The organism is Pseudomonas sp. 3B-A001-10F, assembly GCF_056313565.1.
Genome location: NZ_JBQYFW010000005.1, coordinates 158,920 through 173,512, shown reverse-complemented (window position 1 = coordinate 173,512; position 14,593 = coordinate 158,920). Strand labels below are relative to the sequence as shown.

The window sequence follows — 14,593 nt, the reverse complement described above, 5'->3', positions numbered from 1 at the left end:
TCTTAATTCTATAGAATGCGCATCACCAAGCGGGAATAGCTCAGTTGGTAGAGCACGACCTTGCCAAGGTCGGGGTCGCGAGTTCGAGTCTCGTTTCCCGCTCCAAGTTTGTACAGTGTTTGTTGTTGTGCTACTGACAGCAGATACTTTGAGGCCGAGTAGCAAAATGGTTATGCAGTGGATTGCAAATCCACCTACGCCGGTTCGATTCCGACCTCGGCCTCCACTATAAACAAGCTCCGTAGATCCATGATTTACGGAGCTTTTTTATTTGCACTGCGCTGCAAGATTTAGTCTTGAATAACGGCCATTGCAAACTTGCTTCACCGGGAAGTGATGTATATATTTCCCGCACTGCTGTTCAAGGCTTGATCCTGTCAGGATCGCGACTGTGCAGCAGAAGATAGCAGCACCGCGCTACCGCCCGAATGGCGAAACTGGTAGACGCATGGGACTTAAAATCCCCCGCTCGTAAGGGCGTGCCGGTTCGATTCCGGCTTCGGGCACCATCTTAAATCAAGGGTTTGCGGGCGAAAGCTGATGCAAGCCCTTGTTTGTTTCTGGTCCACAATCATTTGGTTGGCATTGCTGTTTGCCCTTGCAATTCCTGATGTATGGCTCGGTCATTATCACGGTCGTACACTCAAGTTGATTCCCCGCCTGCAAAATCTCACGCTGGACTCTGCCTTGTCTGTACCTGCCTAGGCGCGCAAATCTTGCCTCTGAAACTCAGCCTTAAGCCATCCGTTCCGCTGGTTGCCGTTGGGCGCGGAGGGGAGTGCATTCAGGTGGTGTGCCAGCGGTTTGGTACGAGACGGTTGTCATAGCTCGCAGTTTCATCCAAATCTCTCGATTGCCCAGCGGCTAATATCTGCAAGCTGCATGGCGTTACGAAAAGATGCCCGGACGTAGCCGGGCTTTTAGGGAAGAGTTCAGCGCGAATCCACTTCTTTCGGAGAACGAGACGAAGTTTTTTCACTTCGTCTCCGAAGCCAGCTAAAGAACGCGTGTACCGGATGCAGGAAGGCCACAAGCACGCCGATGAGCATGATGATGAAGATGGCCACAAGCGGGATGCTTTCGTGCGAGAACATGGTGGGTTACTCCTGTAGTCACTATGTCGGAACCCGCAGCCTAGACGCATCGAACCATGTTTTCGATGAACGTATATTCATCCTTCAGCGCCTCGGTTGTGCTACAGCGAGGCTCACCAGTCAGGCGGTATCTGGAAATCAGCGAGCAACCAAAAGACCCTCCCGAGTTGGCTGGGTTATTTGAAATTTGGTTCGTAAAACATTCGCTGTATCGCCGCGCAACCGCCAGACAAAACCATTTGCTCAATGCTGAACCCGCTTGTGAAGTGCCTGTTCGGGTATTAGCACCCGGCAAACTGTGCGTCCGCCGGGAACCCGGCGCGTTTAAGGCATCAAGACAGAATCGACAACGTGGATCACGCCGTTTGACTGCATCACGTCTGCGATGCTGATACTTGCCTTACCGCCTTTGGCGTCCACCACCCATAGCTTGCCTTCGTACAGCTTGATACTCAGCGACTCACCTTGAACGGTTTTCAGCATAACGGTGCCGCCGTTCTTTTTGGCCTCGGCCATTATTTGTGTGGATGTGTGAGTGCCGGGCACAACATGGTAGGTCAGGATTTTGGTCAGATCGGCTTTGTGTTCAGGCTTTACCAGCGTGTCGACGGTGCCTGCCGGAAGCTTCGCAAACGCTTCGTTTGTCGGAGCGAAGACGGTGAATGGACCTTTGCTGTTGAGCGTATCAACCAGCCCGGCAGCCTTGACCGCCGCTACAAGTGTCGTGTGATCCTTCGAGTTGACTGCGTTCTCAACGATGGTTTTAGTGGGGTACATCGCTGCGCCTCCGACCATCACCGAGTCGGCGGCAAAGCTGAGCGTTGCAGTTACACAGAGAATGGCGAAGCAGGCTGCTGCAGCAATTTTTTTGTAAAAGGCATGCATGATGTATCTCCTTGGCTCTTGTGCCCTCCGAGTGAGGGTATTGGATCTACGAGCCAGCGATCAAAATGGATGCATCGGTTGTTGAAATGATTTTGTGAGTGCTGTCGGTGTCAGGCTTTTGTCCTGGTACTGGTGGCCGCTCATAACGGTGTGCCGGTTCGGCCACCCTGAATAGCAAAGGCCTACATGAGTTTCCTCATGCAGGCCTTTTTTGTGCCTTGCTTACACGCACTGCTAGACGAATGCTTGCCCGCTAAAGCCGCGAGGCAAGCGCTGAAGACCGGCCATTGCAGTCAGGCGCTCGATCCACTCTGCGCGCCAGTTGGTTGCACCGTGGGAGGTTTTGGCCTGACGGGCCATGCGGCGGGTGGCGTTGCGCTGATCCTTTCGCGCCTGTTTGTAGGCATCGGTATTGCGGCAACTGCGGCACTTCACGCGATTGAGTTCGCGGCTTGCCGACAGTTGTTTGCCTTTATGGCCGCAGGCCAGATGCCCGTCGACGTTGAAATGGATAACCATAACTGTCTCCTTTGCGACATGTATAAGTTATGACAACTCACGCACGGCAACCGTTCGCCATTTGGGCGCTGGTCAAAAAAACACCCACATGCGGGCGGGAGAGGGCGTTACTTTGCAAAGGAGTGATTTCACTGTCGTCGCGCAGATGCAGTCGTCACGTGAAAAACTGGAAAAATAGACATTACGGGCAGACACAAGCGCGGTGACTCCTGTGTCACCGCTAATGAGCAAATTCCTGACACCCTGGCCGGGTCGAGGTCATCTGAACCGAGGCAGTGGCCGATCAACAGGCTTTAGCGCCGACAGCGTGTTGCGAATCAGCGGAGCATCCTTCTCGATGTCGTTCAGCCGGTCTCGAATGCGCAGGGCGGTGGGGTGTCCACCTTGGTGATCGACCCAGTCGGCGATCTCTTTGCAAGCGGCGGCGAGGCGCGCTTGTCGAGCGTCGAGCAGGGTGAGGAGGGTGGTGATGGACTCTTTTTCGGACATGGAACACCTCCGTTCTATGAAACCTGAGCTGCAGCAAAAAGCCCGCGTGTTGCGAGCCTTCTGCCGTGGGGCGCTGCTCCTTCAGCTGGTTTCAGTATAGACCCGCTTCTGATCGGCATCAGCCTGAAGACTGGCGGGCCGCTGATGGGGAACTCGCTGCGTTGAGGCGTCTGCATTCACCTCGTGCTTCACCCTCCGTGTCGTAGCCATCGCCGATGAAACCGCCAGTACGTGTGTCGCAGATGCGAAACCAGCTAGTGGCTTTGGCGGGATCATGCTGGCTGTCTTCGGCACGTCGGCCGTAAATAATGATCTTGTTGCAACGCTTCACGACGAAAATGTCTTCCATGGCGTCACCGCAGCTGATTCGTGTCAGATCAACTATAGAAGCCCTCGGCAATCGTGCAAAAAATAGGCAGGTCAGCTCGTCGGTTGCCAGCGCCAGCCTTCGGGGTGCCAGGTCAAACAATGGCTTGGGTTTAACGCCTGTAGAAACGCTTGATCGTGGGAAACCGCGACAATCGCTCCGGGAAATGCCTGCAAGGCGTGTTCGAAAGCGTGCACCGACGCCAGGTCCAGATGATTGGTCGGCTCATCCAGCAGCAGTAATTGTGCGGGCGTCTGGCGCCACAACGCCAGCGCAAGGGCTGCTTTCAAGCGTTCGCCGCCACTGAGTGAGGCGCACGGGCGGTTAACGCGTTGTGCGTCGAGTTGCAGATGAGCGAGAAAGCTGCGCAACTCACCTTCGCTCAAAAGTGTTTGCTGTGCCTGCAACTGATCGACAATCGACGTTTGATCATCCAGCAGCTTCAGTTGTTGGTCGAGAAAGGCAAAAGGCACGTGCGTGATGCACTCGCCGCTTACCGGCGCCCATTCACCTGCCAGCAATTTCAACAGCGTCGATTTGCCACAACCGTTGTGACCGCTGACAGCGATGCGCATCGGCCCTTGAATGGCGAGGTCAAGGCGGGTGCTGGGCGCATCTGCCGGTAACCATGGCAAGCACGCGTCGATCAGCGTGCACACCCGCCGATTGCTCGGCACCATGCTGCCCGGCAGATTGATCAGCACGCCGTCGGCGGGCAGGACGTTTTCGTACGCCTCGCGAACACGCTGATCCAGATCGGCCTTGCGTACCTGGTGACCGACTTTTACCTGCCCCATGATGTCCCGCGCAGCGGCTTTCAACGCTGCCTGTTCGAAGCCCGAAACGTTGGCACTTTGTGCGTGGCGACGGCTGCCGGCCGCATGGCGCTGGATCGTGTCGTGCTCGCGTTGCAGCCGCGTACGTTCGCGCTGACGTTCGATACGGGCCCGATCGAGCAGTGTCTGCGCCGCCTGTTGATGGATCCTGCGTTGCTCGGTGAAATCCGAAAACCTTCCGCTGAAAACCGTTACTCCCAACGCCGTGAGTTCGACAAATCGCTGCATCTGCTCCAGAAGCTGGCGGTCGTGACTGACGATAATCAGGCCGCCACGCCAGCGCTCAAGCAGGCTCATCAGCCATTGCCGACCGGCGCTGTCGAGGTGATTGGTGGGCTCGTCGAGCACCAGCAATGGCGCCTGACTCAGCAGTGCGCCGATCAAAGCGATTCTGGCTTGCTGGCCACCGCTGAGGTGCTCCGTCAGATCCGACCCGGTGAGGTCGGTCAGCCCGGCCCCATCGAGCATCTGGCGCAAGCGTTCGGCCAGATCCCAGCGTTCATCGATGAGGTCGAAGTCGTGCGCAGTGGCAGCACCGCATCTTAGTCGCTCCAGTGCGCTGAGCGCCGGGGCCGTCCCCGTTGCATCGGCGACGGTTTGCCCGGGTGTGGCGATGAACGTTTGTGCGACGTAATGCACGCAAACCAAGCGTGCCACGCTGCCGGTGCCGGGTTGTAATTGCCCGGCAATCAAACGTGCAAGCACGCTTTTGCCAACACCATTGCGCCCGACGATCGCAGTCGGTTGATGATCGAAAGTCAGGTTCAGGTCTTCGAACAGTGTTGCGCCATTGGCGAACTGAAAGCCCAGTTGATTCAGGGAAACGAGTGCGGGTGTACGCGAGACGTGAGTCATCGGCACCTCCAAAAAATGTCGTGAAAACTGACAAGCGCCGAGAACGGCGTGTCGCGATTACATTTTTAGAAGGCTGGATTGTTCACTGCTGCGGTCGTCCGAAGGAGGAGAGGTCGCTAGCCTAGATGACGCTCCCTTGCGGATCAAGATGCATCGGTCATCTCGCTCATTCGCTCGAGAAACATCGCCAGTGCCACTTCCTCCGCACGCAGGCCTTTGCGCACGCGCGGGCGAGGCAGTTCAGCGAGGGCGCCGAGCATGAATTTCTCCACCACGGCGGGGTGAATGTAGCATTTTCGGCACACCGCCGGGGTGTTGCCCAACTGCTTGGCGACGCCTTTGACCATCTCCACCACATGCCGCTTGGCCTCGGTCTCGGACTCCCATTGCAACTCGCGCAACACCGCCAGCGCCAAGGCACTGCCGGCCCAGGTGCGGTAATCCTTGGCGGTGAAATCGGCGCCGGTCAGGGTTTGCAGGTAGGCGTTGACGTCGGAAGAACTGACGGTGTGTCGCTCACCGTTTTCATCGAGATACTGAAACAGGTTCTGGCCGGGAATCTCCAGGCAACGCTTGATGATGCGCGCCAGACGCCGATCCTTGACGGTGATCTGGTGTTCGATGCCGCTTTTGCCGCGAAACTGGAACAGGATCGCGCTGCCGTTGACTTCGACATGTCGGCTGCGCAGGGTGGTCAGGCCGTAGGAACGGTTGTCGCGGGCGTATTGCGTATTGCCGACCCGGATCAATGTGGCGTCGAGCAGAGTGATCACCGTCGCCATGACCTTGTCACGACTGAAGCCGGGCGCGGCCAATAGCGCCTCCAGTTGCTTGCGCAGTTTCGGCAACGCGAGACCGAACTCACGCAGGCGCGAATACTTGTCGGCATCGCGCACTTCGCGCCAGCGCGCGTGATAGCGATATTGCTTGCGGCCACGGGCATCACGGCCGGTGGCTTGCAGATGACCGCGCGGATCCGGACAGATCCACACATCGGTATAGGCGGGTGGTACGGCAAGGGCATTGATGCGTTTGATTTCATCCGGATCACTGATGCGCTGGCCGGACGGCTCGAAATAGCTGAACTTGCCACGCAGCTTCTTGCGGGTGATACCGGGCTGGGTGTCGTCGACGTAATGCAGGTCGGATGGCAGGTCGGCAGTCAGCACGGTGTCGGGCATGGCAGTTTCCTTTGATGGCGCGGCGGTCTGTAAAACGATTGACCGCATGCCGTTGCCGTGGTGCCGAATGATTTAAGCGAGGACTGCGACCGCTTTGATCTGCGCCCATAAATGCTGGCCCGGATGCACGCCCAACTGGTCCCGGGAGTAGCGTGTAATACGCGCGAGCAGCGGGGTGCCGCCAACATCCAGGCGAATCAAAACGTGGGCGGCGTTGTCCGCCGATTGTTCGCTGACCACCGTCACCGGCAGTCGATTGAGGATGCTGCTGAATTCGCTGTTCTGCAGGCTCAGGCTGATATCCCGCGCGTGTACTTTGCAGCGCAGGGTCTGACCCGGTTCCATCGGCGCGTGCGTCACACGGATGCTCATCTCGGTGGCCGGCAATTGCAGGCTCAGCAGTTGATATTGCGCATCGTAGGCGCAGACCTGACCTTCAATGATCACCCCGGCGTCATCACCCATCGCCATCGGCAGGTCAAGACGTGCGAGGGTTTCGCCAATCGGGCCGCTGGCCAGCGCTTTGCCTTCGCTGAGCAAGACCAGATGATCGGCCAGTCGCGCCACTTCATCCTGGGCATGACTGACGTACAACAGCGGAATGTCCAGTTCGTCGTGCAGACGTTGCAGGTACGGCAGGATTTCACTTTTGCGCTGGCTATCGAGAGCGGCCAGCGGCTCGTCCATCAGCAGCAGTTTCGGGCTGGTCAGCAGGGCGCGGGCGATGCCGACACGCTGGCGTTCGCCTCCCGACAAATGCTGCGGATGACGCTCGAGCAAATGCTCGATGCCCAAGAGTTCAGTGGCCTGCGCCATGTCGACCCGACGCTGGGACTTGGCGATGCGCTTGAGGCCGAACTGCAAATTGGCCAGCACTGACAGATGCGGAAACAGGCTGGCTTCCTGAAATACATAGCCGAGCGCGCGTTTGTGTGGCGGGACAAAAATACCGTTATCGCTGTCCTGCCAGACTTCATCGTTGATCTGGATGAAGCCATGTTCAGCGCGCTCAAGCCCGGCAATGCAACGCAGACAGGTGGTTTTACCCGAGCCGGAATGCCCATAAAGCGCAGTCACGCCACGGCCTGGCAAGTGCAGGTCGACATCGAGGCTGAAGTCCGTATAGACCCGTTTCAAACGCACATCGATCATCGATCAGCTCCAGCCTGCACGGGTCTTGCGGCTGGAATACAGCGCCAGCAACACCAGAAACGAAAACACCAGCATCGCCCCGGCCAGCCAATGGGCCTGCGCGTATTCCATCGCTTCGACGTGGTCATAAATTTGTACGGAAACCACGCGGGTCTTGTCGGGAATGTTGCCGCCAATCATCAGCACCACGCCGAACTCACCGACGGTATGCGCGAAACCGAGTATCGCTGCGGTGATAAAACCGGGGCGCGCCAACGGCACAATCACGCTGAAAAACGTGTCCCACGGATTGGCACGCAAGGTCGCGGCCACTTCCAGGGGACGGGTGCCGATCGCCGAGAACGCGTTTTGCAACGGTTGCACCACGAACGGCATGGAATAGATCACCGAACCGATTACCAGCCCGGTGAAGCTGAACGTCAAAGTGCCCAGGCCCAGCCATTGGGTGAACTGGCCGAGAAAGCCGTGCGGACCCATCATCAGCAACAGATAGAAACCGATTACGGTCGGAGGCAGTACGAGGGGCAGGGCGACGATCGCTCCGATCGGGCCGCGTAGCCATGAATCGGTGCGCGACAGCCACAGGGCGATCGGCGTGCCGACCACCAGCAGGATCGCGGTGGTCAGGGACGCCAGTTTCAGGGTCAGCCAGATCGCCGCGAAATCGGCGCTCGTCAGTGACATTTTAGAGCTGGTAACCGTAGGACTTGATCACCGCAGCGGCTTTCGGGCCTTTGAGGTATTCAACCAAGGCTTTGGCGGCGGCGTTGTCTTTGCCTTTGTTCAGAATGACCGCGTCCTGTTTGATCGGGTCGTGCATGCTCGCAGGGACGATCCATGCCGAACCGCTGCTGACTTTGCCGTCCTTGTAGATCTGCGACAGGGCTACAAAACCCAGCTCAGCGTTGCCGGTCGAGACGAATTGGTAGGCCTGAGTGATGTTCTGGCCTTCAACGATCTTGGCTTTGGTGGCGTCGGTCAGTTTGAGTTTTTCCAGCACTTGCGTGGCTGCCAGACCATAGGGCGCGGCTTTCGGATTGGCGATGGACAGGTGCTGGTATTCGTTCTTTTTCAGCACTTCGCCTTTCGCATCGACATAACCTTCTTTCGCCGACCACAACGCCAGCGTGCCGATCGCGTAGGTGAAACGCGAACCTTTGACGGTCTCGCCTTCTTTTTCGAGTTTTTCCGGGGTGGTGTCGTCAGCGGAGAGGAACACTTCGAACGGCGCGCCGTTCTTGATCTGAGTGTAGAACTGGCCAGTGGCGCCATAGGCTGCGACCAGTTTGTGCCCGGTGTCTTTTTCGAAATCGGCGGCGATGGCCTGGATCGGCGCGGTGAAGTTGGCTGCCACAGCCACCTGCACTTCATCAGCCTGAACTGCGCCGATGGCGAAGACGGCGAGCAAAGAGGCCAGGCAACCAGGGGCAAGACGTGAGGCACGAATGGTCATGTAACAGCTCCGTTATTGACGAGTGCAGCGGGCAGCTATTGTTTGAAGTGGGCTGCGCCGATGCGAGGGGTGAATTCGCTATATAGCGAAATATATAGCGAAATGCCGCCAAACAGAAAGTGTTGGTTAAAACCAGCGTGAGGATGTTTGAATCTTCACGCTGTGCAGCTTCAGCGGCGAGCGAGTTTTGCCAGTGCGCCTTCGGCCAATTGTCGAGTCAGTTCAGCGCTACCGAGGTCTTTGCCCAGGGTGAATGCCTGACCGGCCCAGAGGTTGGCAAACTCTGCTTCGTTGATCGCTCGCAGCGGCATCAGCGCACCCCCGGCCAAGGGAAATGCTGGTGCCTGGGGCGAAATCGGGCCCAGTTCACGCATGACGCGATTGAGAATGCCCCGTGCCGGCCGCCCGGTAAAAATATTGGTGATTGCCGTTTCGCTTTCCTTGGCGGTGCGCAGCGCCTTGTGGTGAGCGGCGCTGACTTTTGCTTCCGGCGTGAACAGATAGGCGGTGCCGACCTGTACCGCTGAGGCCCCCAACATAAATGCCGCCGCCATGCCGCGCGCATCAGCAATTGCCCCGGCGGCAATCACCGGTACGCTCACCGCATCGACCACCTGAGGCACCAGGGCAAACGTGCCGACCTGACTGCTCAGATCATCACTGAGAAACATGCCGCGATGGCCGCCGGCCTCGTAGCCCATGGCGATAATCGCGTCGCAGCCGTTCTGTTCCAGCCAGATCGCTTCATCGACCGTCGTGGCCGATGAGAGAATTTTCGCCCCGGTTGCCTTGACCCGCTCGAGCAAGGATTTCTCTGGCAGGCCGAAATGGAAGCTCACCACTTCAGGTCGAAACTCTTCCAGCACTTCACAGGCTGCGGCATCGAACGGCGCGCGGTTGGACACCGGCGTCGGTGCAGCGAAATCGGCGCCCAGTTCACGGTAATACGGTTCCAGTAAATGCTTCCAGTCACGTGCACGTTGCTCATCGGCTGCCGGTGGCTGATGGCAGAAGAAGTTCACGTTGAAGGGCTTTTCGGTGTGCTGGCGGATGGTTTTCAGCTCTTCGCGCAATTGCTCGATGCTCAACATCGCGGCCGGCATCGAACCCAGGCCACCGGCATTGCACACGGCGATGACCATGGACGAATTCGTCGCACCGGCCATCGGGCCCTGGATGATCGGCAATTCAATGCCGAGCAGATCAAGAAGACGGGTGTCTGGCCATTGGCTCATGAGGGCGGTTCTCCAAACGGTGTAGCGGGCAGGGGGCAAAACCGGTTTTTAGCAGCAAAACCGGATTCGGGGCCAGTTGGAAATTCAGAACAACCCGTGCAGTTTTTCAGCGTCGATGACATCCGCCGTTCTTCGGCCTCCAGGAGCGTGATGAAAATTGCTGGTACGTCGGTGGTCGCGGCAATGGCGGACTGTTTAAAAATTTCAGCGAAACCACGACCGTCGAAAAAGCATAGATGCGGGCCATGGAAATGCCCGGCGAATTCGCCGATTGGCGCAAAGTCGAATGTGGCAAGGTGTTGCGATGTGCTATTTCAAGGCACGACATTCTGAAAACAGTCCAGCGAGGCAGTCATGTTTAACGCCATTGTGATCGACAAAGACGACAGCGGTTACCGCGCCAACCTGCAACAGGTCAACGAGGAGCAATTGCCTGAAGGCGATGTCACCGTGGCTGTTGCGTACAGCACGCTGAACTTCAAGGATGGCTTGGCGATTACCGGCAGCAGTCCGGTGGTGCGCAAGTTTCCGATGGTGCCGGGGATCGATCTTGCGGGCACCGTGGAAGCCAGTTCACACCCCGACTATAAGGTGGGTGATCAGGTGCTGCTCAATGGCTGGGGTGTTGGCGAGAATCACTGGGGCGGTCTGGCGCAGAAGGCGCGACTCAATGGCGATTGGCTGATTCCATTGCCCAAGGCCTTTACGGCGGCGCAAGCGATGGCTGTCGGTACGGCCGGTTATACGGCGATGCTGTGCATTCTGGCGCTCGAGCGTAATGGCGTGACGCCAGAGCAGGGTGAGGTGCTGGTCACGGGGGCCAACGGCGGTGTCGGCAGTTTTGCCATCGCCCTGCTGAGCAAACTCGGCTACCGCGTCGTCGCGTCCACCGGCCGGGTCTCCGAGCATGAATATCTGCAGCAGTTGGGCGCCGGCGAAATCATTGACCGTGCGATGTTGTCAGCGCCCGGCAAGCCACTGGCCAAAGAGCGTTGGGCGGCGGTGATCGATTCGGTTGGCAGTCACACCCTGGCCAATGCCTGCGCGAGCACCCGCGCCGAAGGCACCGTCGCCGCCTGTGGTCTGGCCCAAGGCATGGACTTCCCGGCGTCAGTGGCGCCGTTTATTTTGCGCGGTGTGACCCTCGCCGGCATCAACAGCGTGACCCAGCCCAAGGCCCGCCGGCTGCAAGCGTGGGAGCGTCTGGCCAAGGATCTGGATTTCTCGCTGCTGGCATTGATCAGCCACGAAATCGGCCTGAGTGAAGCCATCGAGGCGGCGCCAAAACTGCTCGCCGGGCAACTTCGCGGACGGGTTGTGGTGGACGTCAATCGCTGACAGATTTTCAGGTTGCGTAGCATCCATTGACCGTTCACGCCGGCGTCTCGCGCTCAAGCAACTGACGCTTGCGCTCGACCCCCCAACGATAACCGGAAAGGTTGCCATCGCTGCGCACCACGCGGTGGCAAGGGATTGCCACCGCCAGGCGGTTGGCCCCGCACGCCTGAGCCACTGCGCGCATGGACGTCGGCGCGCCGATGCGCTGGGCAATCTCGGCATAGCTGGCGGTGCTGCCGAGCGGAATCTCCCGCAACGCTTGCCAGACACGTTCCTGAAACGCCGTCCCCCGTACGTCCAGTGGCAGATCCAGGCCAATGGCCGGCGCTTCGATAAAGCCCACGACTTTGGCAATCAACTGTTCAAACCCGCTGTCTGCGCCAATCAGGTTGGCTTTGCGAAACTGATCCTGCAGGTCGCACACCAGTTGATGCGGGTCGTCACCCAGCAAAATCGCGCACACTCCACGCTCGCTTTGCGCCACCAGAATCGCGCCCAGCGAGCATTGGCCTACGGCAAAATGGATGTCGTTGTTTTGACCGGCAGCGCGGTAGTCGCCAGGTTTCATACCCAACAGTTGGTTGGCCGATTCGTAGAAACGGCTGTTGGAGTTGAAGCCTGCGTCATATAGAGCATCCGTCACCGAATTGCCGTCCGCGAGACGTTCACGCACTCTGCGCGAGCGATGGGCGGCGGCGTAGGCTCTTGGCGTCAGACCAGTGGCGGCTTTGAACACGCGATGAAAGTGAAACGGGCTCAAACCGGCCGTCTCTGCGAGCTCGTTCAGGGCGGGCGGATTTTCGGCTATCTCGATTTGCCGGCATGCCGTGGCGACGGTCGCGGCATGCTGCGCGGCGACATCACTTTGATCCTTGCTCGCACGTTTGCTCGGCCGATAACCCGCGGCTTCGGCCTGTTGGGCGGTGTCGAAAAACTCGACATTCTGCGGTTTCGGCAAGCGTGCCAGGCTGCTCGGGCGGCAGTAGATGCCCGTGGTTTTTACCGCATAGACAAACTGTCCGTCCGCCTGCGGATCCCGTGCAAGCACGGCGGCCCAGCGTGGATCATGTTCGGTATCAAGCGGGGTCGAAAGCGTTTTCATGATGAGTAATCCGTTGACCTGTTTGATTCAGGTTAACCAGCCTCGCCAGGCACAACACTCCGGGCCTTGCGGTCAAATTTTTCGGGTTTAGCGAGCCAGCCGAAATGTCAGATTGATCCGCTGTTGACCCAAGCGCGGATGCTGACCTTGCTTGATTGGCAATACGCCGTGGTAGCGCAATCGGTCGACGCCGCCCCAGACCACCATGTCACCGTGCAGCAGCGAAATTCGCCGGGTCTTGTCGCTGCGCGCAAAACCGCCGAACAGAAATATGGCTGGTAATCCGAGTGACAGGGAAACGATCGGCGCGGCGTAGTTCTTTTCGTCTTTATCCTGATGCAATGACATTTTTGCGCCGGGGACATAGCGATTGATCAGGCAGGAATCTGCATTGAAGCCAGAGAAACCAGCTCGCTCGGCTGCCGAATGCGCCAGAGCAGCGAAGGATTTCGGCATCTGCGGCCAAGGCAGCCCGTTGAGCGGGTCGACAGCCGAATAACGATAGCCGCTGCGATCAGTGATCCAGCCCCACTCACCGCAACTGCTGGTGCCGACTGACATGCTGAAACCGCCCGGTGTGACCATGTGGCGCAAGGGGGCCGTTGCGAGAACGGCGTCCAGTGCCGGCAGCAATTGATCGACAATCGGCAGGGCGAAGCCGCGCAATAGCCAGGATTGCTCGCCAATCTGTTCGGCTCGGGCTTGTTGTTCGGGTTCGTGGTCAGCGAACAGGTCGAGAGTTGTTGAGGACATGGCCATCAGGTTGCGTCGTGAAAGATGATGCCTAGGGTATGCCTTTTTCCACTGTGCAGGCGACTGACGCCGTGGCGCATGGTCACCCGGTAGTCGCCGCGCACGCCTCTGACCGGGCGCTGATTCACGGCAAAAATCAGCGCATCACCTTTCGTCAGATCGAGTACGTGCGGGCGAGATTGCATTCGCGGGCGCTGCTCGGTGAGAACGAACTCTCCGCCGCTGAAGTCTTGTCCGGGTTCTGACAGAAGAATCGCCACTTGCAGCGGAAAAACCGATTCGCCGTACAGGTCCTGATGCAGGCAGTTGTAGTCCTGCGGGCCGTACTGCAACAGAAGAGGGGTAGGGCGTCGTTGACCGGCGGCATGGCAACGCTGAAGAAACTCGGCGTGGTTCGCCGGAAAACGTTCGGGCAGGTGCATGCGTTCGTACCAGCGATTGGCTAAGGGGACCAAGCGCGGATACAACGCGCAGCGAAGGCGTTCTACCGGTGTCGGCAGGGGATATCGAAAGTATTTGTACTCGCCGCGACCGAAACCGTGGCGGGCCATGATGACCTGCGATCGAAACGGTTCGGTCTGTGGATACAGCGCACTCAGGTGATCGCAGGTTTCGGCCAGCAGCAGCGAACGGATGATCGCGTAGCCGTCCTGATCCAGTTGCTGCGCAAGGCTTGCCCAGTCGAGCGAATCCAGACGCGAGGGTGACATCGACATGCTGACTCCTTGACGCTTGGTCGAAGAAAGTCAGTCTAGGCAGGACGTAGCGGCAGAACACTCCGCCGCTTGCGGTCGAATTCCTGCCGATGCTTACAGCGCTTTGCTGACGGCGATCTCGCTGATCACATCATCTTTGCCGTGGATCGCGTCAAGCGCAGCCTTGGCTTCTTCTTCAGTGCCGTTTTCCAGCTGCGCGAACTCGAAGCGGCGTTCACCGTTGAGTTTGTACTTGATGACGTATTTGGTTGTTTGGGCCACGGTCATGCTTTCCTTTCTGGTTGAGCGGCGTGTCTCAGCTGAGTTTGGTGCTGGAGCGACGGATGATCTTGATCGAGTGGGTCAGCGTCGGCTTGCGGGTTACGCTGATCGCACGGCGGTTGACCGTGTCTATGGTGATGTTCCAGAAACCGGTGCTCGGCGCGGTGATACGGGCCGGGAAGGTGTCGAAGGCGCCGCCGTGATAGGTGTGACGGCCGCCGTTCTTGAAGCTGCGGAAATTGGCGTCGTTCATCAGACGGATGTTGCACATTTGCGAGCATTGGATGACGACGATGTCGTCTTCGTTGAGGTGTTCGCGCTGGTGAATGAATTTCATGGGCGCCTCCAGAAGGGCTT

The 14,593-nt window shown here is 58.4% G+C and carries 17 protein-coding genes and 3 tRNA genes; 4 read left to right on the top strand and 16 right to left on the bottom strand.

From position 1 onward, the window contains the following. Positions 1-29: 29 nt before the first annotated feature. From AC0ZWN_RS07625 to AC0ZWN_RS07615, 3 genes are all read left to right on the top strand, one after another. A tRNA-Gly gene (locus AC0ZWN_RS07625) sits at positions 30-105 on the top strand. Positions 106-152: 47 nt separating this feature from the next. Beyond that, a tRNA-Cys gene (locus AC0ZWN_RS07620) sits at positions 153-226 on the top strand. Between the two features lie 196 nt (positions 227-422). Then, a tRNA-Leu gene (locus AC0ZWN_RS07615) sits at positions 423-509 on the top strand. A 423-nt stretch (positions 510-932) separates the two neighbouring features. Here AC0ZWN_RS07615 and AC0ZWN_RS07610 read toward each other — a convergent pair. The 11 genes from AC0ZWN_RS07610 to AC0ZWN_RS07560 all read right to left on the bottom strand — a co-directional run bounded on the left by AC0ZWN_RS07610 (position 933) and on the right by AC0ZWN_RS07560 (position 10,066). After that, positions 933-1,094: a hypothetical protein gene (locus tag AC0ZWN_RS07610; RefSeq protein WP_476334599.1), complete on the bottom strand. Its 162-nt coding sequence runs from the start codon at positions 1,092-1,094 to the stop codon at positions 933-935. A gap of 324 nt (positions 1,095-1,418) precedes the next feature. Beyond that, complete coding sequence (locus tag AC0ZWN_RS07605; protein WP_099759294.1) at positions 1,419-1,979, bottom strand: fasciclin domain-containing protein; 561 nt, start codon at positions 1,977-1,979, stop codon at positions 1,419-1,421. A 234-nt stretch (positions 1,980-2,213) separates the two neighbouring features. Next, positions 2,214-2,498, bottom strand: a complete 285-nt coding sequence (locus AC0ZWN_RS07600; protein WP_093431037.1) for a hypothetical protein — start codon at positions 2,496-2,498, stop codon at positions 2,214-2,216. A 258-nt stretch (positions 2,499-2,756) separates the two neighbouring features. After that, positions 2,757-2,987: a hypothetical protein gene (locus AC0ZWN_RS07595; RefSeq protein ID WP_008082703.1), complete on the bottom strand. Its 231-nt coding sequence runs from the start codon at positions 2,985-2,987 to the stop codon at positions 2,757-2,759. 118 nt (positions 2,988-3,105) lie between these two features. Beyond that, positions 3,106-3,336, bottom strand: a complete 231-nt coding sequence (locus AC0ZWN_RS07590; RefSeq protein WP_186621397.1) for a hypothetical protein — start codon at positions 3,334-3,336, stop codon at positions 3,106-3,108. Positions 3,337-3,407: 71 nt separating this feature from the next. Further along, positions 3,408-5,045 carry an ABC-F family ATP-binding cassette domain-containing protein gene (locus AC0ZWN_RS07585; protein ID WP_476334596.1) on the bottom strand — a complete coding sequence of 546 codons (1,638 nt, stop codon included), beginning with the start codon at positions 5,043-5,045 and terminating at the stop codon, positions 3,408-3,410. Positions 5,046-5,188: 143 nt separating this feature from the next. Beyond that, a complete protein-coding gene (locus tag AC0ZWN_RS07580; RefSeq protein WP_093431046.1) occupies positions 5,189-6,226 on the bottom strand; it encodes a DNA topoisomerase IB in 1,038 nt (345 codons plus the stop codon). A gap of 72 nt (positions 6,227-6,298) precedes the next feature. Continuing rightward, a complete protein-coding gene (gene modC / locus AC0ZWN_RS07575; RefSeq protein ID WP_414926097.1) occupies positions 6,299-7,378 on the bottom strand; it encodes a molybdenum ABC transporter ATP-binding protein in 1,080 nt (359 codons plus the stop codon). 3 nt (positions 7,379-7,381) lie between these two features. Next, entirely contained in the window at positions 7,382-8,062 is a 681-nt protein-coding gene (gene modB, locus AC0ZWN_RS07570) for a molybdate ABC transporter permease subunit (RefSeq protein ID WP_093431052.1), read from the bottom strand. A gap of 1 nt (position 8,063) precedes the next feature. Then, positions 8,064-8,831, bottom strand: a complete 768-nt coding sequence (modA, locus tag AC0ZWN_RS07565; RefSeq protein WP_194933046.1) for a molybdate ABC transporter substrate-binding protein — start codon at positions 8,829-8,831, stop codon at positions 8,064-8,066. A gap of 170 nt (positions 8,832-9,001) precedes the next feature. After that, complete coding sequence (locus tag AC0ZWN_RS07560) at positions 9,002-10,066, bottom strand: NAD(P)H-dependent flavin oxidoreductase (RefSeq protein WP_476334595.1); 1,065 nt, start codon at positions 10,064-10,066, stop codon at positions 9,002-9,004. A 354-nt stretch (positions 10,067-10,420) separates the two neighbouring features. On the opposite strand from AC0ZWN_RS07560, the gene acuI reads away from it, so the two are divergent. Continuing rightward, positions 10,421-11,404, top strand: coding sequence for an acrylyl-CoA reductase (NADPH) (acuI, locus tag AC0ZWN_RS07555; protein ID WP_476334594.1), 984 nt, complete (start codon positions 10,421-10,423; stop codon positions 11,402-11,404). Between the two features lie 34 nt (positions 11,405-11,438). On the opposite strand, the gene ada is transcribed toward acuI, so the two are convergent. From ada to AC0ZWN_RS07530, 5 genes are all read right to left on the bottom strand, one after another. Beyond that, positions 11,439-12,506, bottom strand: a complete 1,068-nt coding sequence (gene ada, locus AC0ZWN_RS07550; protein ID WP_460128997.1) for a bifunctional DNA-binding transcriptional regulator/O6-methylguanine-DNA methyltransferase Ada — start codon at positions 12,504-12,506, stop codon at positions 11,439-11,441. Between the two features lie 87 nt (positions 12,507-12,593). Next, positions 12,594-13,259: a DNA oxidative demethylase AlkB gene (gene alkB / locus AC0ZWN_RS07545; RefSeq protein WP_476334592.1), complete on the bottom strand. Its 666-nt coding sequence runs from the start codon at positions 13,257-13,259 to the stop codon at positions 12,594-12,596. Between the two features lie 5 nt (positions 13,260-13,264). Next, positions 13,265-13,975, bottom strand: a complete 711-nt coding sequence (locus tag AC0ZWN_RS07540; protein WP_476334590.1) for a 2OG-Fe(II) oxygenase — start codon at positions 13,973-13,975, stop codon at positions 13,265-13,267. Positions 13,976-14,068: 93 nt separating this feature from the next. Continuing rightward, the gene (locus tag AC0ZWN_RS07535) at positions 14,069-14,236 is read right to left on the bottom strand and encodes a hypothetical protein (RefSeq protein ID WP_176471335.1); all 168 of its coding nucleotides are present in this window, start codon (positions 14,234-14,236) and stop codon (positions 14,069-14,071) included. 34 nt (positions 14,237-14,270) lie between these two features. Continuing rightward, positions 14,271-14,573, bottom strand: a complete 303-nt coding sequence (locus tag AC0ZWN_RS07530) for a DUF1883 domain-containing protein (protein WP_007912251.1) — start codon at positions 14,571-14,573, stop codon at positions 14,271-14,273. Between the last annotated feature and the right edge of the window lie 20 nt (positions 14,574-14,593).